The following is a 24,914-nucleotide window of genomic DNA, read 5'->3' as shown; positions in this document are numbered from 1 at the left end:
GCTAGAAGAATCAAAGGATAACTGCCCTAATACTTATTACATTATTTAATCACCCAATTTAGTAGGTAACTTACTTTGCTATAATTGTCGTATTATAAAATGTCATAGTATTTGTGTAAGAATGAATTTAATCCACTTAGCGTACTCTAAGTGATATCGCATTTTAATTTTTATGGAGTTCGTATGTCAGATAAACCAGAAGCATCAGATGTTCAAAAACGTCCACCTAATAACAATATTCTTTTCGCCGTTATTATTTTAATAGTCGTAGCATGTGCGGCCGCCTTCGTATTGCTCACACCAAGTGACGAGCAAGAAACACGCACTGAGGTAGAGCCCGTAGTTAAAGAGCAACCTATGATGGAGTTTAAACCCGAGAACGACCCAGTGGTAGACGCGCCATCTGTAATGCCAGAAAAACCAGCCGAGCTTGAAGTACCAGCACAAAGCCCAAGTGAGCCGGAGCCTGAAGTGGAGCCACTACCAACACTTAACGAAAGTGATGCAGTTGTAGTTGCTAAAATGGATGAGTACCTAAGCGACTCAGTAATGAGCCTAATGGTAACCGATGATGTAATTCGCCGTGGTGTTGTATTTGTAGATAACCTAGCTAAAGGTAAGGTAGCTAAAAAGCACACGCCTGTTGTACAGCCAGAAGAGAAATTTAGCGTTAATGAAGGGGATATCCTCACAATTAACCCTAACAGCTACGAGCGTTATACCCCGTATGTGAAAATATTTACCAGTATGAGTGCAGCGCAAGCCGTTCGTATGTACGAAGAGTACAAGCCACTTATTAATAATGCATACAGTGAAATTGGTTATGGCGATGATGAGTTTAATCAAACGCTAACCGATGCAATCGATTTATTACTTGATACGCCAGAGCCTGAAGGTGACTTGCCGTTACTTCGCGATTCAGTGACGTATCAGTATGCGTTTTCGGAGTGGGAGCAATTACCTGCTGCGCAAAAACAGCTTTTACGTATGGGTCCAGAAAACATGAAAAAAGTAAAAGCAGCACTTCGTAATATAAAAGCGCAGTTAGAGAACAATTAATACGCACTAAAACAGCTAAATACGTCGCGATTGTATATGAAGTATGCAATCGCACTTTCTTTTTAGATTATCCCTTGAATAACAGAGCAAAAGTAGAGATAATCCTTCCCGCGCCAACCAAGGCCCTCAATGGTAGTCTTATTGGTCCTCTCGCAACACTAGCAGGCGAACCTGGTCAGGCCCGGAAGGGAGCAGCCACAGTTTGTGACGTGTGTGCCGAGATGTGGCTGGTAAGACTGCCACCCAAATTCCTCATTTGGGTGTTGTTTGAAGTATAAGTTGACATATTTGTACTAAAAGATGGCATAAACCAGAAGCATAAGATGACATAGTTTAGTATTAACCAAATTGTTAAATGGCTCACTCACATTTGCACTTCGGCTTTTTGCCTTTTCCAATAACTTGATAAAGGCTACCACTGACTGTTTTGATTAGCTGGTTCTGAGGTGATATTTCCACTATTCTTGATGTGCTAATATAATCGTTTGTTGCGAATCGGTACGTCATGTCATCGACATAGATATCCCATAAAATTTATCCAATCATTTTCTTCACCATCAAAAATTGAAACTTAAGGGTGTTTAAGTCTTAATGAGAAATATCTATTTCTACTAAATTAATCGGAATTTTTTAGCATTAAAAAACTGGCTTTGGTATCAGGAGCTTTTAATTTAAGAAAACCAGTCACTTTATACCATTTTATGATTCAACTCTATGCCAACTTATACTTCAAGCAACATTGGGTGTATATCGCTAACTCCTTAATATTTATATTTTTTCACTAAATTAATCCATAATACCTAATAGTTTCCAGCTCCTTTTCTCGCTAGACAACTTTTAACTTGTACGCAATAATGTAGCAATTATATTAATTTAACACTGCGTGTTAACAAAGTACTCTAGGGTTGAAGTAATGCCTCAAAGAAGTAAGTGGACACTCGCTGTTTTATTAGGGTTGCTAGGGGGTTTAGTTAACCTCTCGCCGTTATATTTTTTCGACAGTTCTGAGTTTTTATTTGGGCAAGTATTTGTATTATGTAGCTTAGTGTTTATTGGGCTGCGTTATGCGTGCTTAAGCCTTGCGATCGTATCTGGCTTTTTACTTTATAGGTGGGGGCATTGCTGGCCGAGTATTGTTTATTTACTCGAGCTTTTTTGGCTTTACACTTTTTGTTTACGCCGCTCTAAACCCATACTCCCTCTTGGTACTGTTTTTTGGCTGTTAGTTGGTTTACCTATAATTTGGGGAATAGGGCAGTTTCTTATTGGTCTGCCATGGTTAACGCTAGTTGTTGCAATATCAAAGTACCTCATAAATGCGTTAATTAGCTTAGCTTTAGTTGATTTATTTAGTGTATTTGTACCCCACGCCAGCCGTGCCTATCAGGGCAGGCCTCTCGCTCGCATTCTTAGCTATGTTGTAAGCGTTATTATTATATTGGTTATACTGCTTACCAGTGTAATTTTAGTGAACGATCACCACTCTCGGTTAGAGTATGAGGTAGACGCCCAGCTTGAAGAAAAAGCCAAATATATAAGCACTCAATTAAGTGATTATTTAACGTTTCATAAAAATGCCATTGTAATGAGTAGCGACGCCATAAGCGCGGGCACAGATAGTGAGCAGCAGTTAAAAAGGCTAATGAATCTATTTCCTGGGTTTGCTACAAGCTTGTATGCAAACCCTAGCGGCTACGTCGAAATAACGTCGCCTAATAACCTTATAGCGGGGTTAACTAAGGCGCAGCGTAATGTCACTGATCGCGAGTACTTTAATCAGGCTAAGCAATATCCTCTCGGTTATAGCGGTGGTGTGTTTCAAGGACGAGGGCTTGGCAATGAAGCCATTGTTGCGCTGTCGGCACCTATTTATCGTGATGGTGAGTTTTTCGGCGTAGTAGAGGGGTCGTTAAAGCTTGGACGATTAGAGCAGTTTATTCCTAATTTATTTGAAAATACTGGCGAGTTAGTTGTACTGGATGATAAACAAAAAGTGGTTTTTAGCTCGCTTGAGCAGTTTAAAATATTAACCGACTTTAACGAAGATGGTTTTAATACGCCTAATATGGGCGATAAAAATTTATTTCGCTCCAATAATAATGAGGTTTACCATAGTTCTAGATATGTTAATCCGCAGAGCAAATGGCAAGTAATCACTTTTTATAATCGTAAACATTTGAGTATGGCTGTAGCCAAAGCATGGCTGCCAAGTATCTTGCTAGGCGCTATGCTAATTATTATGGTGGTGCTGTTTGTACGCCAACTTGCAAACTTATTAGTGCAGCCAATTAGTGGTTTAACTAATTTAATGCAAAGCTTTAATAAATCAAAAAAACATACTTTTAATACAGATTCAAGTTGGCAAGAAGTATTGCAACTACAACAGCAGTTTGAAATGCTAGCCACTGCGCTGCAGCATTCAATAGAAAACCTGCAAGCGTCAAATATAAAAAACCAAGACCTAAACAAACAACTCAGTGAGTTTAACCAGCAGCTAGAAAAACAAGTTGCTGAGCAAACTAACAAGCTTAAGCAAGCAGTAGAGCGTGCTAATTTAGCTAATGTGGCTAAATCGCAGTTTTTAGCAAATATGAGTCATGAACTACGCACCCCAATGAACGGTATTTTGGGCATGGGTGAAGTATTGCTACGTGATAGTTCGTTAACCGACGAGCAAAGAGATCTTTTAGATACGCAACAAAAAAGTGCTCAAAACTTATTAAAAATCTTAAACGATATTTTAGATTTTTCTAAAATTGAGGCTAATGCAATGCAAATTAGCCCGCGCCCAACAAACTTAGCGCCGTTTATCGAAAATATTAAATCGTTGTTTTCACCCATTGTAAGCTCTGACGATGTGCAGTTTATAGTTCAGTGTAGTAACACCTTGCCAGATTGTATTAACGTAGATGATTTACGCTTAAGCCAAGTTATTATTAATTTATTATCTAACGCGTATAAGTTTACTGAGCGCGGGTTTGTGCGTTTATCGTTTGATTACAGTGGCCAGCAATTATTTGTGAGTGTGTCTGATAGCGGCATAGGCATAGAAAAAGATCAGCAATCGTTATTGTTTAGTGAGTTTACTCAAGCTGATGTAGGTGTTGCGCGTAAATATGGCGGTACTGGGCTAGGTTTGGCCATTAGCCAAGGGTTAATTAAAAAAATGCAGGGTGAAATATCTTTAAATAGTGAACCCGGTAAAGGCAGCATGCTCAAGTTTTACATTAATGCGCCTAAAGCTGAGTTTATAGAGCCCACAGACGCAGTAAAGTCGCAATCAGTACCTGATCTTGGTAGCAAAAAATTACTATTGGTAGAAGACAACCCCATAAACCGCCAAGTAATTGCAAAAATGTTAGAGCCAACTCATATACAACTTACAATGGCTAACGATGGAATTGAAGCGTTAAAAGTGCTTAAGGGTAACACCTTTGACTTAATTTTAATGGATTGCCAAATGCCAAATATGGATGGTTACGAATGTACACAAACAATACGTGCTAACGAAGCAAACACTAAGGCACATGTGCCCATTATTGCAATTACCGCTAATGCCTACGAAGACGATAAACAGCGCTGTTTAAGTGTGGGCATGGACGATTTTGTATCTAAACCTGTAAATACACAAGGTTTGTACGAAGTAATCGCTAGGGTGATAAACGCGCACTAGCTTAGCGTTTATCACCACAACAAATTTTAGATAAAATCGAGCGTAAGTAATAAGCGTTGCTCGTTTGCAGCCACCGCTGGTGAGCGATGTACAAGCCCTGCACCTTCGTTTTCATCCCAGTACTCGCCTTTAAGCAGGGCAACATCACCTTGCTTGAGTTGATTAATATTATTTAGGCTTTTAAATAAGCCAGACTCTTCATCGGGTTTACCTAAATTACCAGTACCTAGCTTTGAGCGGTTTACATCGCTGTGATTTAACCACTGCGTAGCAACACCTTGATAGGTAGTAACTAGCCGGCACGGAATTTTGTCTACATGAAAACGCGGGCACATGGGTTTATCTAATATTTTTAGCCTTAAACCGGCGCGTTTTAAATCAAACAGGCAGCAAAACATTTCAACCAACAGTGCAATATCTTCACACAGCGCTTTAACTTCATCGCGGTTATTATCTTCTGGCTTAAGCGTTTTTATTAATTGATCAAACGCATCATCGGGCGATACCGCAAGCTCTAGTGGCTTTAAAGCATTTGCGCTAATGAGAGTATTAACTGCATTTGTTAATGTTTGCTCAAGGTCTCTTTGCCAAATAACAATGTTAGTGTCTTGGTTATAAATTTGTGGCAATACATCGGCGTCACACTCTTTAGCTGCTTTTCGGTACAGCGGTTCCGCAGGCTTTATTTGCGCAGTTATTGGGGCTAGGGCATTCATTACTCTTCCTCCCAAATAGGAAACGGGTCGTTATAGGTTCTCCAAAAGTCTTTACCTTTAAGTACGGCATCTTCTGGTAGTAGGCAGTCATCAAGCGCTTTAATCATCGCTTGTTTATTTAATGATTGACCAATAAACACAAGCTCTTGGCGCATGTCACCAAAGGGTTCTACCCATTTATTATTTATGTCAGCAAGCAGTTCAGGCTCTGTAGGCCAGTCTTTTTGGGGGATGGCTTTAAAAAACATACCAGCAAATCCGTAATGAGCTATACCGCCTGCTTGGCTCCACTGCGCGCAAAATAAAGGGCGTGTTGCTAACCAAAAATACCCTTTTGAGCGAATAAGTTTGCCAAATTGTTCGGTGCTATGAAGAAAGTTATAAAACTTTTCTGGGTCAAATGGGCGGCGCGCAGTGTAATTAAAGCTGCTAATACCATACTCTTCAGTCTCGGGAATATGTTCACCACGCATTTCTTTAAGCCACCCCGGTGCTTGTTGGGCACGTTCAAAATTAAATAAACCCGTGTTTAGCACTTCGTTAATATTAATATGGCCGTCTGAAATAGGAATAATGTTAGCTTGAGTATTAAGCGTATTTAAAATGGCAGTGAGTTTATTTAATTCATCGTTTGTAATTAAATCAGTTTTACTAATTAAGATTACATCGGCAAATTCAACTTGGTCAACAAGTAGGTCGGCTACGCTTCGCTCGTCGTCTTCTCCTAACGATTCGCCAGTATCTTGTACATCATTTGCTTGTTCGTAGTCGTTTAAAAAGTTAACGGCATCAACCACCGTTACCATAGTATCAAGGGTGGCAATATCACCCAGTGATACGCCATTTTCATCGGCAAATGTGAAGGTTTCGGCTACAGGTAATGGCTCAGAAATACCGGTTGATTCAATAACGAGGTAATTAAAACGCCCATCTTTGGCAAGTTTGCCCACTTCAACAAGTAAGTCTTCTCGTAGGGTGCAGCAAATACAACCGTTGCTCATTTCAACGAGCTTTTCGTTACTGTGATTGAGCGATACATCGTTTTTAATAGTGGCTGCATCGATATTTATATCGCTCATATCGTTAACTATAACAGCCACTTTTTTACCTTGCCTGTTATTAAGAATATGGCTAAGTACAGTGGTTTTACCAGCCCCCAAAAAACCTGATAACACTGTGACGGGCAGTTTATTTATCATTTAATAATCTTACTAAATTACAATCAAAGGTATGTTATATTATATCAATTTCGTATTCCAGTAATGCTAATTAATTTTTTTAATGCTGAGCTGCAAATTTAGTGTGTTACTCAAAAACTCTTCATTCGAAAAATAAGGATGAATATGAAATTATTTACATTGCACACGTTAATGATAGTCGTTATCATTCGCAACGTTTTATAAACCTCTTCTCTGGATCAATATGTTTAACCAAAAATATTTGGCGCTCAGTATTGCTGCGTCTTTTTCTGCTTTTTCTAATGTGGCATTTGCCGAGCAAAATAACGATATTGAAAAAATAGAAGTAACTGGCCGTGCCCAGCAATTTTACCTAGAAACCGAAAGTAAAATTGGTACCAAAACTAATTTAGATCTTATTAAGCTTCCGCAATCGGCTCAGGTGTTAACCGAGCAACTTATTATTGACCAAGCCGCGCGCGACATTACCGATTTATACCGCTCTATTGCGGGTGTCAGTGAATACAGCTACTCAGGCGTAACTTTTCGTGGTTTTAGAGACGATGCCAATGTATTTTATGATGGTGTGCGTGGCGACCCATATTCGGGCTTTGGTGTACCGCAGTTATTTAATGTTGAACGTGTTGAAGTATTAAAAGGGCCTGCCTCTGCTTTGTATGGCGGTGGCGAACCTGGTGGGATGATTAATTACGTAACCAAAAAGCCAAGCTACACACAAAAACGCGAACTAAAGCTTACTTTGGGTAACTACAACACCCGTGGTGCATCACTTGATATGACCGGCGGTTTAAGCGATACAATGGCTTATAGATTGGGTGGTTACTATGAAGAGCAAGACAGCTTTCGTAACAATGCAGACTCAAAAAACACCGAGCTGACAGGCGGATTGTTATTTGATTTAACAGATTCAACAACCTTAACCACAAGTGTTGACTACATTAAACAAGACCTAGGCGGAAACCGCTTACGTGGCGTACCGGTAGATGACAACGGTAACTTTTTAGTTGACCCAAGTTATAACGCCAATGAGTCGTTTGATTATCAAAATATGGAAGCTTTGGTGCTTCAAGCAGAACTTAGCCATTATTTTAATGATGATTTTTCGTTAAGTACTACGTTTCGTTACATGGATAACGAGCGAGACCAAGCCTACCATGAGTCGCAAAGCTGGGTAGATGTAAACGGTGATGGCGTTGCCAATATTGACGATGAAACGATTAAGCGTGAATACCGTAAGCAATTTCGTGCCAATAAAGAGGCAAGTGTAACCACCGACTTTGTTTATAACTTTGGACAAGGACAATTAACCCATCAGTTTTTATTTGGTGGTGATTACCACACCGTTGATACCGAATATGACTACTTTCGCGCCCGATATGAGGCCGATGGCGTCGCTAATTTAAATATTTTTAATTTAAACTACGGTGAAACCGATCCAAGTACTTATAACCTTACCGACATGAACCGCGATGGCGTAGATACCGACCGATTTGGTGTATACGCGCAAGACGTAATTAGCATAGGCGAGCAGTGGACAATAATTGCAGGTTTGCGCTATGACCATTTTAAAGAGTTTAATCAAGAAACAGGTTTTAGTTACTCAGATAACGATATAACGCCGCGCGTTGCTGTTACTTATCAGCCAGTAGAAAACACATCGGTATATATTAATTACTCAGAGAGCTTTAACCCTACATCATCAGCCGACCAAGAAGATGTAGAAGGCGAAGGTAATTTAGAACCAGAAACCGGTAAGCAAACCGAGCTGGGTATGAAAAACCAATGGCTCGACGGCAAAATAATGAGCACCTTTGCAATTTACCAAATTAATAAAGAAAACGTGGTAATGAGCAACCCTGACGATACGGGAGCGGGGGATGGCATTGCTGCACTTTTAAATATAGGTGAAGTAGAAAGCCGAGGATTTGAAACAACTTTAGTCGGCGATTTATCAGCGCACTGGACCGTAACGGCTAACTACGCTTACAACGATACGCAAGTGGTAGACGGCGTAACGGGTGATACGCTTTCAAATACATTTGGAGACGGTTCGCGCTTTGCTAATGCACCACGCCACCAGGCAGGTTTATGGACTCGCTACGCTATCGATTCAATTGACTCATCAATTGCATTTGGTGCAAATTACGTAAGTGAGCAACTGAGTACCAGTGGTCAAAAAGTAAAACCATTTACTGTATTTGACATGAGCTGGACGAGTCGCTTTGACGACGTATTGCTGAGTGTAAATATTAATAACCTATTTGATAAAGAATACGCGGTTAGTGGATTTAGTGAACGAAACGGCCACTTTCCTGGCAGCCCTCGTGAAATTATTGGGCAAATAACCTACAAGTTTTAATACTTATTAGCGCGAGAGTTACTCGCGCTTTGTTTTACGTATCGCCTTGCACCTTTTTATCACTATTAAATTTAGCGGCTTCTTGAGTCGTGTTAATAGCCGTAATAGGGAAGGGGATTACAATACCTTCTTTTTTATAGCGTTTATGCAGGGCTTTTATAAAAGCAGATTTAACCCAAAAGCGATTAAAGTATTCTTTAGCTCTAAGCATTACCGTAAAGTTAATGCTTGATCTATCAAAGGTATGAAAAACCACAAAGGTATTGTAATCATCAACGCCCCATTCGTGTGAAATAAGTATTTCACGAGCTACTTCAAGTGTTACTTGTTCAACAAATTCTAAATCTGAATCGTAATGCACGCTTATATCAACAGGCACGCTTAGCTCTTTTTCAGGGTAAAAGTAATTAATAATACGCGATTTAGATAATTGGCTATTAGGTATAATAATCATATTGTTAGGTAGCATTTTAACCCATGTAGATCGCCAGCCAATATGATCAACAAAGCCTTGCTCCTTAGATTCAAGCTCAATAAAATCACCCACCCTTATAGGTTTATCTATTACTAGCTGCACGCCAGAAAAAAAGTTTTCAAGGGTAGGTTGCAAAGCAAGGGCAACAGCTAGTGATGTAATACCTAACGAGGCAATAATGGGCGTAATAGAAATACCTAACGTGCCCATTAATACCAGTAATCCCACTGACGATAATGTAACGCGTATCACGCCTTTAATTATGCTTTTTGAATTAAAAACCACGGCAGATTGTTTACCATAGTAATTAATAGTGCCAATAATAAAGCGGTCTAAAAACATAATAAGTGCAAGCAGAGCTAATACAATATTAATGCTATTAAAAGGAATCTGTTGAGAAATAGAAGTACCAATAATGAAAGTGTCGTGCTCTAAAATGGTGAGTAGCACAATAATTGTGCACAGTGTTAGCGGCTTAGATATTGACTCTATTAGTAAAGTATCGAATATAAATTTGGTTTTTGAAGTCCATTTTTTTAGCCAGTACATTACAAAAAAACGAATTAAAAACAGTAGTATAGCTATAAGTAAAAGGGAGGACGCTGCGCCTAACCAAGGTGTGTTGTTAGAAAATTCCAGCGCTTTATTTAGCATAACTTAAACCTGTTCAATATAGTTTTATATATTGCAGCAAGTTATGTACCTTTGTTTGGGTAAAAGTAGCTGCCGAGTTTAGTCGGCAGCAAATATTATACTTTTTTGGCTAACCACATACCGCCTAGCACGGCTGCAAAAAACAATAAAAACTCCATTTTAAGAGATACTAATTGAACCAAGCCCGGGCCTGGGCATATACCACTTAAACCCCAGCCTAAACCAAAAAGTACCGAGCCGATAATTAAGCGCGCATCAATTTTTTTTAAATCACTTAAATTAAACGTTCCTGAAAGAAGTGGCTTCTCTTTTTTTGCAACCCATAACCATGTAAGCATCATTATTAGCATGGCAACAGCCATCACTATAATTAAGCTTGCGTCCCATTGGTTTCCATACGTAAGAAAGTTAATCACTTTAGCAGGGTTTGTCATCCCGCTAATAATAAGTCCTAAGCCAAATATAAAGCCTATAACAACCATCATAATTGCTTTCATTATTTATCCTACAAGGTTTGCTGTAATGAAGGCGACAAGCATAAATGTGCATGTTGCAACCCAAGAGCGAGTAGAAAAGCGCGACATGCCGCACACACCATGGCCACTTGTGCACCCATTAGCTAACGTTGTACCAGCGCCAACTAAAAGCCCTGCAACAACAATAAGCCAAGGCGGTAATTGCAATTCGCCTTCTAATAAAGATGGCGCAAATACCCTTACAGCCACTCCTGCCAACAACAACCCTAAAATAAAGTATAACTGCCAACGAGAGTCTGAATTTGCTTTAGCGAATACAGACTTAACAATGCCTGATATGCCCGCAACTTTTCCGTATAAAACCAGTAATAACGTACACGCTATACCTATTAATGCCCCGCCTATTGCAGCCGATACTGGGGTGAATTCTGTTATCATTTTTAAATTTCCCAAACAATAGAAACGCCTAAACCGGTTTGTTTCATTTCGATTGATAATTGTTGATTAGGCGCTAAGTAGTTAGCACCCGTTACTTTTTTTGCTGGCGAATAAAAAGCCATAGCGTTTAATTGTACCTTGTTGGTAAAAGAATGGCTAAAGCCAGTAGTAAAATGCCACTCTTGAACGCCCGGGGCTAAAATATTAAGCAAAACGTTTGATGAAGGAATAGGTTGCTCGGTATAAGATACCCCAAAACGAATTTTTTGTTGCGATGTACGTTGCCACTGATAGCCAAGCTTATAAATAGTCATATCGTTCCAGCCAAACCCAGCGCCGGCGTTAGCCCCTAAAGGTGCTGACACCAAGTTACTGATTGGATTTGCAATACTTTTTACTTCGCTGTAATTTATTTTTTGCCAATCAAATACAACCTGATTACTTGGGGTAAGCTTGTAGGCTGCGCCAAGTTGAAACGAACTTGGTAGATCAAATCCGCCTTGCTCTGCAAACAAACCTTTATAGCTATCAAACTCTTGCATAGAAACTGATGAGCGGTAACTCGCCCCCCAGCTTAATGACGAATTTATATCTTGGCTAATACCTAGTTGAATGCCTAAGCCTGTGCTTGTATCGGTGCCATTATTTGTAAGCGCTTGGGGTGATTGCGAAAAAGGAGCAAAGTTTCCAAGCCCTTGCGCTTCAAACTGTTGCACCACGTAAATAGGGGATACACCAAGGCGTGTTTGTTCATTCAACTCATAGCTTACTGTTGGGCTAATAAAGAGTTGTTTTAAATCAACGCCCGTTGTACCAGCGTAAAAAGTCCCCTCAGGAGAGGATTCTGCGCCGTACTCGGTATTCATACCGCCGTTGCCATACACTAATAAGCCAATATTTACTTTTTCATTTAATTGATGGCCAATAGCAAACTCTGGAATTGCAAATACAGTGTTGTCGCTTTTTTGTGTTTTTGCTTCAAGATAAAATGCGCCAGGGTAAAAAGTATCTACTTTTGATGCAGTATATTTTCGTTCAGGTGAAAAAAGCTCTAAGCCCAGAGATAGCTCTGTTCCGTTAGGTAAAAAGGTTGCTGGATTATTAGCGCCAGACATTAACTCTTCTGACAGCGCTACACCTGCGCCAGCCATGCCTTTGTGGGTCATGCCATAGCCGTGAGTAAAATAACCATTAGTAGCAAATGCACTGAACGAACCTAACGCACACGTTAAAGCTAAGCCTGAAATTAACTGTTTTTTCATTTTAGTAAATACATAAAGTTGGAATGGGCGGACAATAGCTAATTTTTGATATTCTAAAAAGGAATTTAAATAAATTAGTTATAATAAAAGGTAATACGGCAATGGTTATAAAGTTAAAATAAATGAGCGTAGATTGCTATTCAACCTTAACTTAAGTTAAAAGTTTCGCTAACGTATTGAGCTATAGTGATATTTAAGTATGCAATCGGTAGCTATAAACTTTGGTAGTAAAAGCTTGCTGGTAAAAGGAGCGTTTACGTATTAACAGCAGTTTAAAATATATTTATTAATTAACGTTGAGCTCATCCAAACAATCACTCTTAAATAACGCCATTGTATGTAAAAGCAAAGCGGTGATTAATATCACCGCTTTTAAAAATTACATAGATTCGAGCGTTTTACCGCGTGTTTCTTTTATGTATTTAACAACAAAAAATATGCTTATAAGTGCCGATAACGCATAAAAGCCATAAGCACCGGCAAGGCCAATGTTAGCCAGCATAATAGGGAAGGTCATGGTAATGGCAAAGTTAGCAATCCATTGTGCGCTAGCTGCAACAGCAAGGGCTGCACCACGAATACGATTATTAAACATTTCGCCTAATAATACCCATACAACAGGGCCCCAACTTAAGCCAAAAAATACCACAAATAAGTTAGCCATAATCAGTGCAAACGTACCCATGTTATCGCTAAGGGCAAGTTTGCCTGCTTCATCAAGGCCTGCACTACCAAATATATAAGTAAGCGCGCTTAAGCTAATAAACATACCAATACTGCCTACTAAGAGCAGTGGTTTACGGCCAATTTTGTCAACTAGGGCAATGGCAATAAAGGTTGATACAATATTAGTAGTACCTGCGAGTACATTTATAAATAGCGATTGCGACTCGTCAAACCCAGCGGCTTGCCAAAGCTCAGAGCCGTAATAAAACACCACGTTAATACCCACAAATTGCTGAAATACACTAAGCGCAACACCCACCCAAACAATTGGGTGTACTTTTTTACTGTTATCAATAAATAAATCACGAATACTTGGCTTTTTATCGCTATGCAAAGAGCCTTTAACATCGCTTATTTGCGCATCAAGGTTGTCGTTCGAAATTTTACTAAATACCGCTTTAGCATCGTCTACTTTACCTTGCGCCACTAAATAACGAGGCGACTCAGGAATAAACAACACACCGACTAAAAACAACACAGCAGGCACAAGCTCAGCCCAAAACATCCAGCGCCAAGCGGCTGTATCAAGCATTAAAATATTTTGCGCGCTGCCTGCTGCATCAGCAATTAAGTAGTTACTTAAAAAAGCAGCAAATAAACCCAATACAATAGCGAGTTGTTGTAATGTAGCCAAACGACCACGTAGTGCTGGTGGCGCAACTTCTGCAATGTAAGCTGGCGCTAATACCGATGCCGCACCAATACCTAAACCACCAAATAAACGGTAAAAAATAAACTCCGCAGAGCTTTCGCTAATGCCCGACCCAAATGCACTAATGGCAAAAATAATCGCGGTGATGATCATAATTGCACGGCGACCAAACTTATCAGCCAGCGGCCCCGCAGCAAGCGCACCTAGGGCGCACCCTAATAACACAGACGCTACATTAAAGCCCGTAGCTACACTGCTAGAATTAAATGCATTACCGAGTGCCGACACTGTGCCGTTAATAACGCCCGAGTCAAAACCAAATAAAAAGCCACCAATAGCAGCCACAGCCGATATAAATATTACGTAAAAAAGAGAGGTGTGTTCAACTGTGTTGGCTGAGTGGGAAGGCGGTGTGTGCGTTGTCATTATATGCCCTGAAAGTTAATTTAAATTTAAAAGAGCATGATATCGTAAAGCGCTATGGCTGAATACGCTTGTGCGGGTGTAAATTGAGCCATTTTTAAAGGCTTTAAAATTAAGTAACCGCCTTTTTTGAATAACACCGATTGATTTTCAAAAAAATAATATGTTTTGTATGGGGAGTATTTGTTGGACCAATATTACTGTTCTCACCCATTTGGGTGTGTTTTTGCAATTGCGTAGCCTGTTCTGAAGTTAGGTAATTGTTTACAAGTGATTATTTGGTGGTTAAGGTAAATGCATTGAATATAGGAACATTGTCGGTTTACAAAACGACAAATGTCGTCGATTAAATTGTCATATTTATAGAGATACCATGTCTGTAATTCGTAGCTCAGTTTTTCAAATCATTTTTAAATCAATTTTTTTACTATCATTTAACTGTATCGGATTCTTTGCAATATATGCTGGCGCTATTTTATTCCTTAGCGAGAGCAATACTTCGTTATCGCCAAATGAACAACTTTTGGCGTTAATTCTCGCTTTGGTTACAACATCTATTTTTGCTTGGTGGATGGTACTCAGCTTTCGGCAATATGAAATCAAAATAGACAGTGAAGTAATCCTACTTAAAGGATTATCTGGCTGGAAAAAAATTGACAAAACTTTTCCACTCTCCGATCTTGATGGTGCAGAATTAGGAACGGATTTAGCTCTATTTAAGGGGGAAAAATTGGTGGCGAAACTTTCAATGGTTTCTATAGCATTTGACAATCATTCGCTAAATAAAAGTATTACAAAAACTTTACCCGCTCCTGAATTGGTTAAATAAATATAACAAGCCAATCCAGCAGCGGCTGATTGAGGCATTATACAACCGAGTGTTATGTACTTATGAAATTTTCATTAGTTGACGGATTTAAGCAAGCTCCTCTGCCTAAGATGAAAGGAGTTTGTATATATTGTGGTAGCCCAACCGTAGCAAAGTGTGGTTCAAAAATTAGATGGCATTGGGCGCACAAGGTAAAATGTAGTTGTGATCCTTGGTGGGATAATGAATCCCAATGGCATCGAGATTGGAAAAATCATTGGGAAGATCATAATCAAGAAATAGTATACTTTGATAAAAGTGGTGAAAAGCATATTGCAGATGTTGTTAATGAGCAGAATATTGTAATTGAATTTCAAAACTCCCCAATGTCTGAAGCTGAGTTGAAATCAAGAGAGGATTTCTACGGAGATATGATTTGGGTAATAAATGGTCGTAATCTAGCGAAAAACATAAAATTAAGTGCGATGCTTCCTGATCCTCTGCATGAATCAATGGAAGATATATCTATTCATTCAAGTAATCATAAAACTCATTTCGTTTATTCTTTTATTTCTGAGTATCGAGGTCCGAATGAGTTAGTAGAAATACATAGCTCAGATAAAATAGATGGAATAATTAAATCCACGCATGTAGGACACTTCCTCTTTGAGTGGAAAAGGCCTAGATATGTTTGGTTTAAAGCAACAAAACCAGTTTATTTGGACTTTGGACAAGGTGTCATCTGGCAATTAATGCGTTTTAACAATTATAGTAGTTTCTGTATTAAGGCATGTATTAAAAATGATTTCTTGGCAAAGTTTAAATGAGTTGCATAACAAGTGATCAATCTTATCAGTGCTAATTCATTACAGGCTATAAATAGAATTATTGGCACTATTTATAGTGCTAAATCCTCCCCAATTTCTGTCTTACACCTCAAAATTCTCAAAGTACTCTTTTTGCAATTCTATAGTGAGTGCTTTAGGGCGAATGCCTTGTACTAGGCTGTATACTTCTTCTTTTGTGTAACCTGCCGAATTTAAAATAAGCGCAGCGACCAACCCTGTGCGGCCAGTGCCGCCTTTACAATGTATGGCAATGGTTTGTTTGTGTTGTATGGCCTGTAATATGTCGGTTTTGTGGGTGTTCCAGCTTGATGTAAAAGGCTGTTTGGGTGCTTTGTCGTCATTTATTGGTAAATGAAACCAGGTTATATCGTGCTTACTGCACTCACTATTAATTGTTTGTACGTTGTTTTTTTCAAGTTCTTTTTGCGGCATAAGTGAAAGCAGCATGTGAGTGCCAGCCGCCTTTAATGTGGTGATTGAATCCGCTAGGTTTTGCGTTTTTGTGCCAGGGCAGGGCGTAAAAATAATATTTGCGCCGTTATTAAGTGATAAAACATTGTATGGGTGCGCGCTCATGGTAAGTCCTTTATTTTTAATAAATTTGCTTTAATACGCTCACTATAGCGTGTTTTAGTTACAAGTTTAAGATTGAATAATAAGCACAAATGCTAGATACTGTTTTTATATACAGTTATGGCGATATTATGAAAAAAGAATTACCAGCAAAATACTATTTAGCGCATTTTAGAGAGCTTATTGAGTTTGTAACTAGTAAATGTATGCATTTACTTGAGCCCAAACACAGCGAATTTATTAGTAAAATTAACCAGCTAGATGAGCAAAGCCAATGCATGTTGGCGCGTGTGTACTCGCGAAAGCCTTATTTAGTGCAGGCGCAATCGCTTAATTATGAAGAAATAACCTCGCCGCATCAGGCTATTTATGCGCTAAAAACAGCGGGTATTTTATATGAGCCAAACGCACAGCATTACAAGCAGCTTATAGCGCATTTAACCAAGCCCATGCTGGTGGAGTTACTCAGTAATTACAGTGAGCAAGTAAGCTTTAAGAAAAGCGCAGCTAAAGGGGAGTTGGTCACTATTGCGTGCCAACTTTTTAGTGAGCGCGCAGATGATTTAGCCCCTTTATATAGCCAGTATGTGATAAATAACCGTGAAGATTATTACGAGTATTTTGAGTTTTTATTTGCAGGGCGCTTAAGTAGTGGCGATGTAAACCATCAAAACCGCTTTGTTATGCGCGATTTAGGGTTAACCGCTACCCGCGAAGGGCACAGCGAGAGCTTGTCGCGCTTTAATACACTCGCTGAGGCGCAATCTAATTACGTTTTAAATCGTTACCGTTTAGCGTTTAAAAACATTGGTAAAACAGCCGGTAATATAAAAGATGAAACCTTTGATGACAAAGCCCCTTACACCGAGATTGCGTATTTAGTATTGGCGCAACCGGCGCATGGCGCACAAGCGCACGACATTAAAAACAAACTGCTGGTTAGGCTGTACAAACAAGTTAAAAATACCGATAGCGAACTTGCTTTTAGCTTACTTGAAGGCTGCACCGATTACGCCGAAGCACAAGAAATTCAAATAAGAGAGCAATACCGCCTAGGTAATAAAGCGTGGGTTAAAGCGCAGCTAGAGCAAATTATAGAAAACCCGCTCACCGACGATTTACTGTACTTTGCTGATGACTTTTTAATGCGTAAGTTTAATAAACAAACGCGTTCGCGCTTAAGTACTATGCTGGCCGACACCCAGTGTGTGCTGGAAATTGACGAAATTTACCGAGGCGATGTAGAGCAAGGCGTAAATGAGTATTACAGTGCAAAAGGGTTAACGGTTTTTAATACCGAAAACACCTTATGGCAAAGCTTGTTTGGCTTAGTATTTTGGCACGAGTTATTTATTGAATCGCCATACCCGCCGTGTAATGAATTTGATATTTACCCGCAAGTTTTACAGCTTGGTAATTTTTATGAAGCACAAAGCACGCAAATTGATGCACGTTTAAAAAGCTGTAGCACTAATCAGGCGCTGCTTAATTTGGTATGTAAGCATGCCGCGCAGTATTTTGAGCAGCCCAATGGTTTATTTAGATGGCGCAGCAATTTATTAGAGCCACTAGAGGCACTTATTTTAAACAGCCCGCTTGAAGCGTTAATTGCGCACTTAACGGCTATGAGCAAACACTATTTACAGTTAAAAGATGGTTACCCCGACTTAATGGTTATTAATAATGGCCAAGTACATTTTGAAGAGGTAAAAGCCCCAGGCGATAAGCTTAGGCGCAACCAACTTACCACTATTGATAATTTAAAAAATGTAGGCTTTACAGTACATATTGCTGCAGTTAAGTGGTTTGTAGATCCTAACCGTATTTACAGCGTGGTTGATATAGAAACCACGGGCGGCTTAAAAGGCGGTAACCGCATTACCGAAATTGGCATTGTTAAAGTGCAGCACGGTAAAGTAATTGATACCTGGACGACTCTTATTTATCCGCAGCGCCATATCCCAAGCTTTATTACTAAATTGACCGGCATAAGCGATGGCATGGTTTACAACGCGCCTGTATTTGCCGATATAGCACAGCCACTACTAGATAAACTTGCAGGCAGTATTTTTGTAGCCCATAACGTAAACTTTGATTACGGTTTTATAAAAAAAGAATGCGAGGTTGCAGGGCACTTTTTTAAAATGCCAAAAATGTGCACCGTGGTTGAATCGCGCAGAGCGTTTAAAGGCTTAAAGTCGTATTCGCTTGGTAACCTCAGCGCGCATTTTAATTTAAATTTAACCAGCCATCACCGCGCATTGGCCGATGCTACCGCCACTGCCGAGCTGTTATTGCTGATCCAAAACAGTGAAACGCTAACGCAGTAAACGAGTAATTTATATTTAAGAGTATGAAACTTAAATAATTAAGTAACGTTATTATAATTTTTTATTTATTTTTGGAATAAAGTGTTTTTGTAAATCGTCTTCTTTATGTCAATCCGACAAACTAGAGGACAAAACAATGACTAAATTAAATAAAATTGTAAGCGTAATGATGTTAAGCGGTGTGTGTACTTTTACAGGTGCAGTGCACGCCGCTGATATTGAACTATCTCAGTCAACGTCGGCGCAGCAACAAACATCTACATCTATTGCGCTTTCACAAAATGGTTTAACAGCCAGTGGTAGCAACGAGTCAAACGTATCTAACGATACACAAGTAACGGCTGATGATTCGCAAAACACTGATTCAACGGCGAATAACACGCAAACTCCAACGCAAGAAAGCAGTGAGGCCGCAGAGCCTGCAAATACATTAGTTGCATCTGCCAGCTCATCTTTAAATAATGCATTAAATGCATCGGCCTCGTCTTTAAATGCCACAGGCAATTCCACAAGCAATACCACAGCCAATACAGCGCTCGATGCAACAACGCAGTTAACTTCATCGGCGGGTAATTTAACAACCGCTGTGAGCCAATCGTCATTACTTTCTGTTAGCTCTGAGCAAGGCGCTCAGCCTGATACTACTGATACACTAACAAGTGCCTCTTTACTTTCAAATGTGAGTAGCGCAACCGATTCAGTTACACAAGCTGATGCAACTAATGCAACTAATGCGCTTAATACCGGTGAGCTTACAAACCAATTAGCAATTACTAATACGGCTGCAAACTCAGTGAGCTCTGCACTGCAAATGAGTGATGCAATTAATACCAGTAATGAAGTAGTAAGCAATGTTCAGCAATCTTTAATTGCCAGTGTGCAAGATAGTACGGTTAGCAGTTTACAAAGCACGGTACAACAAAGTGTTAGCGGGCAGGTGAGTGCAGCGGTTACTGATCAAATTAGTAACGATGTAGCACTTAGCACCGCAAGTGAAGTAGTAACCAACATTACTAACGACTTAGACCTAGGCCTTTAATACGCCGCGTGTTTGCACAAATGCCGAATAGGGAAACCTATTCGGCCTGTTGGAGAATAAATATGAAAGCAGTTATAACCGCCACATTGTGTGTTTTTAGTGCCCAAGCGGTGCTTGCACAAACCAACCACGTTAAAACACCTGAGCAAAATAAACCCTTTAAAAGTAGCTTTGAGCTAAATGCAGATGCAGAAGTTGGGGTATTAAGTAACTCGGCGCTCTCTGTTCAGGAGCTTGACGATATTTCGTCACAAAGCGACAGCGGCATAAAAACCGCAGCAGGTGTTAATGCAAAATGGCAATTAACCAAAGGCGCTAAATTAACCTCAAGCTATAAGTTTGAGCAACAAGACTACGATGAATTTGATCAATACGATTTAGACCTTCATCAATATGGTTTAGATGGCAGTTATAGCTTTAATAGCCATGAGGTAGGAGTTCGTTACGATGGTGCAAAAGCAAATGTAGATGGCGATACATTTTTACATTTTAATCAAGCTAGTGCTTACTATGGCCATTTTTTAAACCCGTATACGTATTTACGTATGAGCATAAAAACCAAAGCTAAACGTTTCGCTACTGCAAAAGCACGTAATGCCGACGGCGTAGGCGGCGATGTAGCGCTGTATCATTTTTTAAATAATGGCCAAACCATGCTAATGGCAGCGCTAAGTGCCGATAAAGAAAACGCCGACGACAACCAATACGACTTTAACGGCTTCGGCTTTACTGCTAAAGTTACCCACAAATTTACGGCCTTTAATGTGGCTAACAAAGTAGGGGCTGGCTGGCGTTATCAAAAAAAAGATTACGATGAGCAAAAAACGGATGATTTTTTTGAGCAAATACCGTCGCGAGATGAGCACCGAAATGTAGTCAATGCGTTTTATAACCTAGCTGTGTTTGATCACGTAACACTAATAGCCGAGGCTGAATATGGCGATTATCAATCAAAGCTTAGTAGTAATACCTATACGCAATCGGTTTTATCGGCGTCAGTTAAAGTGCACTTTTAGGTGGGTAAATGGCGCCATAACCAAAGGTGGTGTCTTTGCCTTGCTCGCCTAAATCGACGGCCAGCGAAGTAAGCTCGTTAAGTGCTTTAGTTTTATTATTACCATGCTTTAACAATAAACAACTTAATGCCGCGCTTACATGCGGCGCCGCCATTGACGTACCCGACTCTCTCCCAAATTTCCCATTACCTTGGCTTGTAACAACATTTACACCAAAGGCTGTAAAGTCTATGTAATCGCCTTTATTTGACCATCTATAAATTTGGTTTTTTGAATCAATAGCACTTACCGCTATCACGCTTTTATATGCACCTGGGTATAACGGCTGCGACGCCGGCCCTTGGTTACCCGCAGCGGCTACAATTAATACGTTTTGTTTTATTGCAGCAGTAATACTTGCTTCTAAAACTGCGTTATTTGGCCCCGTTAGGCTCATATTTATTACGGGCATTTTATTACTAACTAGCCAGTTAAGTGCTTCTACTATGGCAAATAATGTAGCCCCTTGTGCATATTCAGATTGCCTATAAAACACCTCGGCACTGTAAAGTGTGGCATTGCCTAAAAGCGGGCTGAGCGATGCTCCTTTACCTGTAATTAACCCCGCTATGGCGGTGCCGTGTAAATTTGGCGAGCTTAACCCTTTAGGTAAAAAGCTTTGCGTGGTGATATTCGCGCCTTTAAAAGCACTGTGTTTGGTATTAATGGCGCTGTCGATCATGCCAATTTTTACGCTTTGTGTGCAGTAGGGCGCAATAGACTCATTTTGCGTTACTTTTACAGCGGGCTCGTCTGTTTGCGCTTGGTAAATGTGGTTTCGGTCAAGTATTGCAGACTCATCTAAGTTAAGCGCTTTTAATAACTCACTCTTAGAATTAATACCTTGGGGGGCGTTAAAGCGCACTAAGCTCATGTTAAGTGCGTTGTAATTTTTTACTGATACAATGGTTACATTTTGCTGCTTTAGGGTATTAAGTTGTTGGCTATTTGCCATTAATAACCATTGGCGCTCTATTGCTCTAAAGCCGTTTTCTAGCTCTACTTCAACAAATGCAGTGTTTTGGCTATTTATATTAATGTTAAGCACATTGGGTAAGCTGCTAATTGGCTCACTAATTTGCGCTTTTAGTTCATCAATCGAAACTTGTGGTACAGGCACCGGAAGCGGAAGGCGTTGTGCACGCTCTATAGTTTGCTCAATACGCTGCTCTATTGGGTTTAGCTGCCCAAGCACCTGATCGACTCTTACTATATTGGCTGAACTCGTTGCGCTAAATATACAAAACGAAGCGGCTATTATGTGTTTAACGCGTGTGTTTTTAATATTCATAGTGGGTTACTCTATTAAATTTATCATACTGGTTAGTTAACGTTTAACACATAGAAATATTTCATTATTTAAATTATTTGGGAATAAATGTTTTTTTGAATCGTCTTCTTTATAAAAGGGGTAAAAATTAATGAACGAAACTATAAAAACCTTATTGCCCATACTTAGGCGTTTTGCCTATTCGCTAACGGGTAGTAAAGCAGATGCAGACGATGTAGTGCAAATAACTATTGAAAAACTATTAGTAAAAGGCATTCCGGATGACGTTGAGCCTGCTAAATGGGCATTTAAAATTTGCCGTAATGTGTGGATAGACGAATACCGCTCACGCAAGGTAAGGCAAAATACGGCTCATGCCGATATTTTACCAGAGCCAATATCAAGTAATGAGCACCAAACACTCGAAAACAAACAAATGCTTAAAAATGTAAATACAGCACTTGGGCAATTACCCGAAGAGCAACGCGCCATAGTATCGCTGGTGGCAGTGCAGGGCATGGCTTATAAAGAGGTAGCACATACACTCGATATACCTATAGGCAGTGTAATGAGTAAATTATCGCGCGCACGCAGTACACTTTATAATTTAATAAAACCCGACTTTAAAAAGGAGCAAGTATGAACATTAACGACGAAACACTTAGCGCCTTTTTAGACTCAGAACTAAGCGAGCACGAAATGGAGCAAGTGCGTAAAGCCCTTGAAACCGATGATGAGCTAGTAATGCGACTTGCAGAGCTAAGCGAAGTAGACATGTTAGTAAAAGAGCACGCAGCAAGTATTGACGACGCACCACTTAGTGACTCATTAGCTAAAACGGTTGTAAAGCTTGATACAGCAACGACAAAAAACACGTTAAACAGTAATGTAGTAACCTTAACGCCTTGGCAAAAGGTTAAGCAATCGGCTAATAAAAGTTTAGCAATAGCTGCAAGCGTTGCCGTGGTATTTGGTGTTGCAATGACGAGCTATTTACAACCCAGTGAGGCGCAAAACTTAGTAGCCAGCAATACAGCTTCAGCCCTTAATACGCAGCTAAGTAGTGGTGTGTTTGAGCAAAGTGATGGCTCAGTATTTAGCGCACAGCTAAGTTTTAAAAATCAGCAAGGTGAGCTTTGTAGGCAGTATGCACTAAGCTCAAATAATACAACGCAAACAAGCATTGCTTGTAAAACGCAAAGCGGTTGGCAAATTAAAGCGCAAACAGCCGTGCAGCAAAGTAACAGTGGCGCGCAATATCAAACGGCGTCTAATAACAGTGACTTAGATGCTGTTATAGATAGCATGATCAGCGGCGCACCACTCGATAGAGCGCAAGAGCAGCAAGCAATTAGCGCAAAGTGGCAGTTAAACAAATAATAATGTGTATAAAACGAGGTGAACTATGAAAACATCTATTTTAATTATCAGTATTTTACTTATGGCGGGCTGTGCATCTAAACCTGATTATCGCGCCGCAAATAATGGCTCACAAGGTTACAGCGAGCAAAAAATTAGCGACGATCAATACCGAGTAGAGTTTAAAAGCGTATCAAATAATGTAGCCGATGCCGGTGACTATGCATTATTGCGCGCGGCTGAGCTTACACAAGCACAAGGCTACGACTGGTTTGTTGTAACCAACAAAGAAACCTTTGTTGAGTCTAAATCGCAAGCTCCCGCGTCATCTATTAGTGCATCACAAAGCCAGCAATATGAGCGAAACTGTGGTTTATTAACCTGCGAAACTCGTGCACGCCCAACAAGCAGCGTAGGCGTACAGGTAAGTAACAATGATAAACGCAAAGAAGTGCACACCTTAATTGATATTAAAATGGGCAAAGGGATAAAACCAAGCGACAATAGTTTTAGCGCCCAAGACTTAATTGAAAACTTAAGCAAAAAGGCGAAAAAGTAAGCTTTTTTGGTAAAAGTGCTTGATATAAGCACTTAGCTTGTTTTAGCTAAGTGCTTTTTTCGTGGTAAAAATCCAGTAACCAGCATAGTGCCCACAATGACAAATAATGCGCCTAATAATGTATTTGGCCCAACTTGCTCATCTAAAATTAAATGCCCCCAAAAAATGCCAAATAGCGGAATTAAAAAAGTGACTGTTAACGCCGAGGTAGGGCCTATATCTTCGATTAATTTAAAAAATAAAATATAAGCAAGTGCGGTGCACATTACTCCTAATACGAGTACACCTAGCATAACGTTGGTGCTTGGTATTTCTCGTATTGGCATAAATAAGATAAGCGGTAATACCATAAAGCTTGAAGCCCACATTGAGCCATGGGCGTTATCGAATGGGGGCAGTTTAGGCGCGTTTTTAGTGTAATGCGATGCAATGGCATAGCAAAGTGATGCGCTTAATGCTGCTACTATGGCTAAAATTGATTGGCTATTTAACACAAAATGATTTTGCCCAACCAAAATAACTACGCCAATTAAACCCAGTAGTAAACCAATCACCATACTTTTATTGGGCTTTGTTTTTGTCCATAAAATTCCAACAACAACACCCCATATTGGTGTTGTAGAATTTAAAATTGAGAGTGTGGATGCGCTAATAGTTTGGGCTGCGTAAGCAAAAAATAAAAACGGCAGAGCAGAGTTAAACGCGCCTATTATAAAAAAGTGTTTTGTGTGCTCAGTAAACGCCAAGCGGCGTTTTAAGTACAGCGCCACAATAAAGAGGGTGAGTGCGGCAAAGCCAACTCTAAATTCTATTAACACCGCTGGGCCTAAGCTGTTAGCTGCCATTCGCATAAATAAAAATGACGCGCCCCAAATTGCAGCCAGAAAAAATAACCGAAGTAAACTTGCTAAGCCCATGATAGTATTTTAATTATACAAACAGGATTACACAATAGCAGGCT

The 24,914-nt window shown here is 39.8% G+C and carries 21 protein-coding genes and 1 other RNA gene; 12 read left to right on the top strand and 10 right to left on the bottom strand.

Translation table 11 applies throughout. The annotated features are described in order from the left end of the window. Window positions 1–183: 183 nt before the first annotated feature. The 3 genes from H5090_RS14305 to H5090_RS14295 all read left to right on the top strand — a co-directional run bounded on the left by H5090_RS14305 (window position 184) and on the right by H5090_RS14295 (window position 4,732). Window positions 184–1,059 (top strand): DUF3014 domain-containing protein, encoded by an 876-nt coding sequence (locus H5090_RS14305; RefSeq protein WP_182696036.1) that lies wholly within the window; start codon window positions 184–186, stop codon window positions 1,057–1,059. A 139-nt stretch (window positions 1,060–1,198) separates the two neighbouring features. Continuing rightward, an RNA gene (ffs, locus tag H5090_RS14300) (signal recognition particle sRNA small type) lies at window positions 1,199–1,295 on the top strand. A gap of 677 nt (window positions 1,296–1,972) precedes the next feature. Next, window positions 1,973–4,732 carry a response regulator gene (locus tag H5090_RS14295; RefSeq protein ID WP_165723759.1) on the top strand — a complete coding sequence of 920 codons (2,760 nt, stop codon included), beginning with the start codon at window positions 1,973–1,975 and terminating at the stop codon, window positions 4,730–4,732. Window positions 4,733–4,758: 26 nt separating this feature from the next. On the opposite strand, the gene H5090_RS14290 is transcribed toward H5090_RS14295, so the two are convergent. Together H5090_RS14290 and zigA are read right to left on the bottom strand one after the other, a co-directional pair. Beyond that, the gene (locus H5090_RS14290) at window positions 4,759–5,448 is read right to left on the bottom strand and encodes a DUF1826 domain-containing protein (protein WP_024594779.1); all 690 of its coding nucleotides are present in this window, start codon (window positions 5,446–5,448) and stop codon (window positions 4,759–4,761) included. Then, window positions 5,448–6,647: a zinc metallochaperone GTPase ZigA gene (gene zigA / locus H5090_RS14285; RefSeq protein ID WP_182696035.1), complete on the bottom strand. Its 1,200-nt coding sequence runs from the start codon at window positions 6,645–6,647 to the stop codon at window positions 5,448–5,450. The genes H5090_RS14290 and zigA overlap by 1 nt, the downstream gene beginning before the upstream one ends. A gap of 223 nt (window positions 6,648–6,870) precedes the next feature. Between zigA and H5090_RS14280 the strand changes: the two genes are divergently transcribed. Next, window positions 6,871–9,006, top strand: coding sequence for a TonB-dependent siderophore receptor (locus H5090_RS14280; protein WP_024595619.1), 2,136 nt, complete (start codon window positions 6,871–6,873; stop codon window positions 9,004–9,006). 34 nt (window positions 9,007–9,040) lie between these two features. Here the strand turns inward: H5090_RS14280 and H5090_RS14275 are convergent, their stop codons facing one another. The 5 genes from H5090_RS14275 to H5090_RS14255 form a co-directional block, all read right to left on the bottom strand. After that, window positions 9,041–10,135, bottom strand: coding sequence for a mechanosensitive ion channel family protein (locus tag H5090_RS14275; RefSeq protein WP_182696034.1), 1,095 nt, complete (start codon window positions 10,133–10,135; stop codon window positions 9,041–9,043). 95 nt (window positions 10,136–10,230) lie between these two features. Further along, on the bottom strand, window positions 10,231–10,632 hold the full coding sequence (locus H5090_RS14270; RefSeq protein WP_002958285.1) for a DUF6691 family protein: 402 nt from the start codon (window positions 10,630–10,632) through the stop codon (window positions 10,231–10,233). Between the two features lie 3 nt (window positions 10,633–10,635). Continuing rightward, a complete protein-coding gene (locus H5090_RS14265) occupies window positions 10,636–11,049 on the bottom strand; it encodes a YeeE/YedE family protein (RefSeq protein ID WP_076914943.1) in 414 nt (137 codons plus the stop codon). A 2-nt stretch (window positions 11,050–11,051) separates the two neighbouring features. Beyond that, the gene (locus H5090_RS14260; protein ID WP_182696033.1) at window positions 11,052–12,311 is read right to left on the bottom strand and encodes an OmpP1/FadL family transporter; all 1,260 of its coding nucleotides are present in this window, start codon (window positions 12,309–12,311) and stop codon (window positions 11,052–11,054) included. 379 nt (window positions 12,312–12,690) lie between these two features. Then, on the bottom strand, window positions 12,691–14,115 hold the full coding sequence (locus H5090_RS14255) for a sugar porter family MFS transporter (RefSeq protein ID WP_182696032.1): 1,425 nt from the start codon (window positions 14,113–14,115) through the stop codon (window positions 12,691–12,693). Window positions 14,116–14,485: 370 nt separating this feature from the next. Here H5090_RS14255 and H5090_RS14250 point away from each other — a divergent pair, with 370 nt between their 5' ends. Beyond that, on the top strand, window positions 14,486–14,941 hold the full coding sequence (locus H5090_RS14250) for a hypothetical protein (protein ID WP_182696031.1): 456 nt from the start codon (window positions 14,486–14,488) through the stop codon (window positions 14,939–14,941). A 62-nt stretch (window positions 14,942–15,003) separates the two neighbouring features. After that, the gene (locus H5090_RS14245) at window positions 15,004–15,747 is read left to right on the top strand and encodes a competence protein CoiA (protein WP_076924434.1); all 744 of its coding nucleotides are present in this window, start codon (window positions 15,004–15,006) and stop codon (window positions 15,745–15,747) included. A gap of 102 nt (window positions 15,748–15,849) precedes the next feature. On the opposite strand, the gene H5090_RS14240 is transcribed toward H5090_RS14245, so the two are convergent. Continuing rightward, window positions 15,850–16,344 (bottom strand): dual specificity protein phosphatase family protein, encoded by a 495-nt coding sequence (locus H5090_RS14240; protein WP_182696030.1) that lies wholly within the window; start codon window positions 16,342–16,344, stop codon window positions 15,850–15,852. 89 nt (window positions 16,345–16,433) lie between these two features. Here H5090_RS14240 and H5090_RS14235 point away from each other — a divergent pair, with 89 nt between their 5' ends. From H5090_RS14235 to H5090_RS14225, 3 genes are all read left to right on the top strand, one after another. Further along, on the top strand, window positions 16,434–18,671 hold the full coding sequence (locus H5090_RS14235; RefSeq protein WP_182696029.1) for an exonuclease domain-containing protein: 2,238 nt from the start codon (window positions 16,434–16,436) through the stop codon (window positions 18,669–18,671). 136 nt (window positions 18,672–18,807) lie between these two features. After that, on the top strand, window positions 18,808–19,710 hold the full coding sequence (locus H5090_RS14230; RefSeq protein ID WP_182696028.1) for a hypothetical protein: 903 nt from the start codon (window positions 18,808–18,810) through the stop codon (window positions 19,708–19,710). Between the two features lie 62 nt (window positions 19,711–19,772). After that, the gene (locus H5090_RS14225) at window positions 19,773–20,726 is read left to right on the top strand and encodes a hypothetical protein (RefSeq protein WP_182696027.1); all 954 of its coding nucleotides are present in this window, start codon (window positions 19,773–19,775) and stop codon (window positions 20,724–20,726) included. On the opposite strand, the gene H5090_RS14220 is transcribed toward H5090_RS14225, so the two are convergent. Continuing rightward, complete coding sequence (locus H5090_RS14220; RefSeq protein ID WP_182696026.1) at window positions 20,710–22,056, bottom strand: S8 family serine peptidase; 1,347 nt, start codon at window positions 22,054–22,056, stop codon at window positions 20,710–20,712. The genes H5090_RS14225 and H5090_RS14220 overlap by 17 nt on opposite strands. 130 nt (window positions 22,057–22,186) lie before the next feature. Between H5090_RS14220 and H5090_RS14215 the strand changes: the two genes are divergently transcribed. From H5090_RS14215 to H5090_RS14205, 3 genes are read left to right on the top strand one after another with little or no spacing between them, the layout of a single operon-like run. Continuing rightward, window positions 22,187–22,678, top strand: coding sequence for an RNA polymerase sigma factor (locus H5090_RS14215; RefSeq protein ID WP_182696025.1), 492 nt, complete (start codon window positions 22,187–22,189; stop codon window positions 22,676–22,678). Then, entirely contained in the window at window positions 22,675–23,415 is a 741-nt protein-coding gene (locus tag H5090_RS14210; RefSeq protein WP_182696024.1) for a hypothetical protein, read from the top strand. Before H5090_RS14215 ends, H5090_RS14210 begins: the two co-directional genes overlap by 4 nt. Before the next feature lie 25 nt (window positions 23,416–23,440). Next, window positions 23,441–23,953 carry a CC0125/CC1285 family lipoprotein gene (locus tag H5090_RS14205; protein ID WP_182696023.1) on the top strand — a complete coding sequence of 171 codons (513 nt, stop codon included), beginning with the start codon at window positions 23,441–23,443 and terminating at the stop codon, window positions 23,951–23,953. Between the two features lie 32 nt (window positions 23,954–23,985). On the opposite strand, the gene H5090_RS14200 is transcribed toward H5090_RS14205, so the two are convergent. Beyond that, on the bottom strand, window positions 23,986–24,870 hold the full coding sequence (locus H5090_RS14200) for a DMT family transporter (RefSeq protein WP_182696022.1): 885 nt from the start codon (window positions 24,868–24,870) through the stop codon (window positions 23,986–23,988). Window positions 24,871–24,914: the final 44 nt, after the last annotated feature.

It is taken from the genome of Pseudoalteromonas sp. SR43-5 (assembly GCF_014163835.1).
In the GTDB taxonomy this organism is placed as follows: Bacteria; Pseudomonadota; Gammaproteobacteria; order Enterobacterales; family Alteromonadaceae; genus Pseudoalteromonas; species Pseudoalteromonas distincta.
This window is presented reverse-complemented; position numbering and strand designations above follow the sequence as displayed.

Bases quoted from the DNA above. Each gene is read 5' to 3' on its own strand.
- H5090_RS14305 (WP_182696036.1), top strand. From the start codon at position 184: ATGTCAGATAAACCAGAAGCATCAGATGTTCAAAAACGTCCACCTAAT.
- H5090_RS14295 (WP_165723759.1), top strand. From the start codon at position 1,973: ATGCCTCAAAGAAGTAAGTGGACACTCGCTGTTTTATTAGGGTTGCTA.
- H5090_RS14290 (WP_024594779.1), bottom strand. From the start codon at position 5,448: ATGAATGCCCTAGCCCCAATAACTGCGCAAATAAAGCCTGCGGAACCG.
- zigA (WP_182696035.1), bottom strand. From the start codon at position 6,647: ATGATAAATAAACTGCCCGTCACAGTGTTATCAGGTTTTTTGGGGGCT.
- H5090_RS14280 (WP_024595619.1), top strand. From the start codon at position 6,871: ATGTTTAACCAAAAATATTTGGCGCTCAGTATTGCTGCGTCTTTTTCT.
- H5090_RS14275 (WP_182696034.1), bottom strand. From the start codon at position 10,135: ATGCTAAATAAAGCGCTGGAATTTTCTAACAACACACCTTGGTTAGGC.
- H5090_RS14270 (WP_002958285.1), bottom strand. From the start codon at position 10,632: ATGAAAGCAATTATGATGGTTGTTATAGGCTTTATATTTGGCTTAGGA.
- H5090_RS14265 (WP_076914943.1), bottom strand. From the start codon at position 11,049: ATGATAACAGAATTCACCCCAGTATCGGCTGCAATAGGCGGGGCATTA.
- H5090_RS14260 (WP_182696033.1), bottom strand. From the start codon at position 12,311: ATGAAAAAACAGTTAATTTCAGGCTTAGCTTTAACGTGTGCGTTAGGT.
- H5090_RS14255 (WP_182696032.1), bottom strand. From the start codon at position 14,115: ATGACAACGCACACACCGCCTTCCCACTCAGCCAACACAGTTGAACAC.
- H5090_RS14250 (WP_182696031.1), top strand. From the start codon at position 14,486: ATGTCTGTAATTCGTAGCTCAGTTTTTCAAATCATTTTTAAATCAATT.
- H5090_RS14245 (WP_076924434.1), top strand. From the start codon at position 15,004: ATGAAATTTTCATTAGTTGACGGATTTAAGCAAGCTCCTCTGCCTAAG.
- H5090_RS14240 (WP_182696030.1), bottom strand. From the start codon at position 16,344: ATGAGCGCGCACCCATACAATGTTTTATCACTTAATAACGGCGCAAAT.
- H5090_RS14235 (WP_182696029.1), top strand. From the start codon at position 16,434: ATGCTAGATACTGTTTTTATATACAGTTATGGCGATATTATGAAAAAA.
- H5090_RS14230 (WP_182696028.1), top strand. From the start codon at position 18,808: ATGACTAAATTAAATAAAATTGTAAGCGTAATGATGTTAAGCGGTGTG.
- H5090_RS14225 (WP_182696027.1), top strand. From the start codon at position 19,773: ATGAAAGCAGTTATAACCGCCACATTGTGTGTTTTTAGTGCCCAAGCG.
- H5090_RS14220 (WP_182696026.1), bottom strand. From the start codon at position 22,056: ATGAATATTAAAAACACACGCGTTAAACACATAATAGCCGCTTCGTTT.
- H5090_RS14215 (WP_182696025.1), top strand. From the start codon at position 22,187: ATGAACGAAACTATAAAAACCTTATTGCCCATACTTAGGCGTTTTGCC.
- H5090_RS14210 (WP_182696024.1), top strand. From the start codon at position 22,675: ATGAACATTAACGACGAAACACTTAGCGCCTTTTTAGACTCAGAACTA.
- H5090_RS14205 (WP_182696023.1), top strand. From the start codon at position 23,441: ATGAAAACATCTATTTTAATTATCAGTATTTTACTTATGGCGGGCTGT.
- H5090_RS14200 (WP_182696022.1), bottom strand. From the start codon at position 24,870: ATGGGCTTAGCAAGTTTACTTCGGTTATTTTTTCTGGCTGCAATTTGG.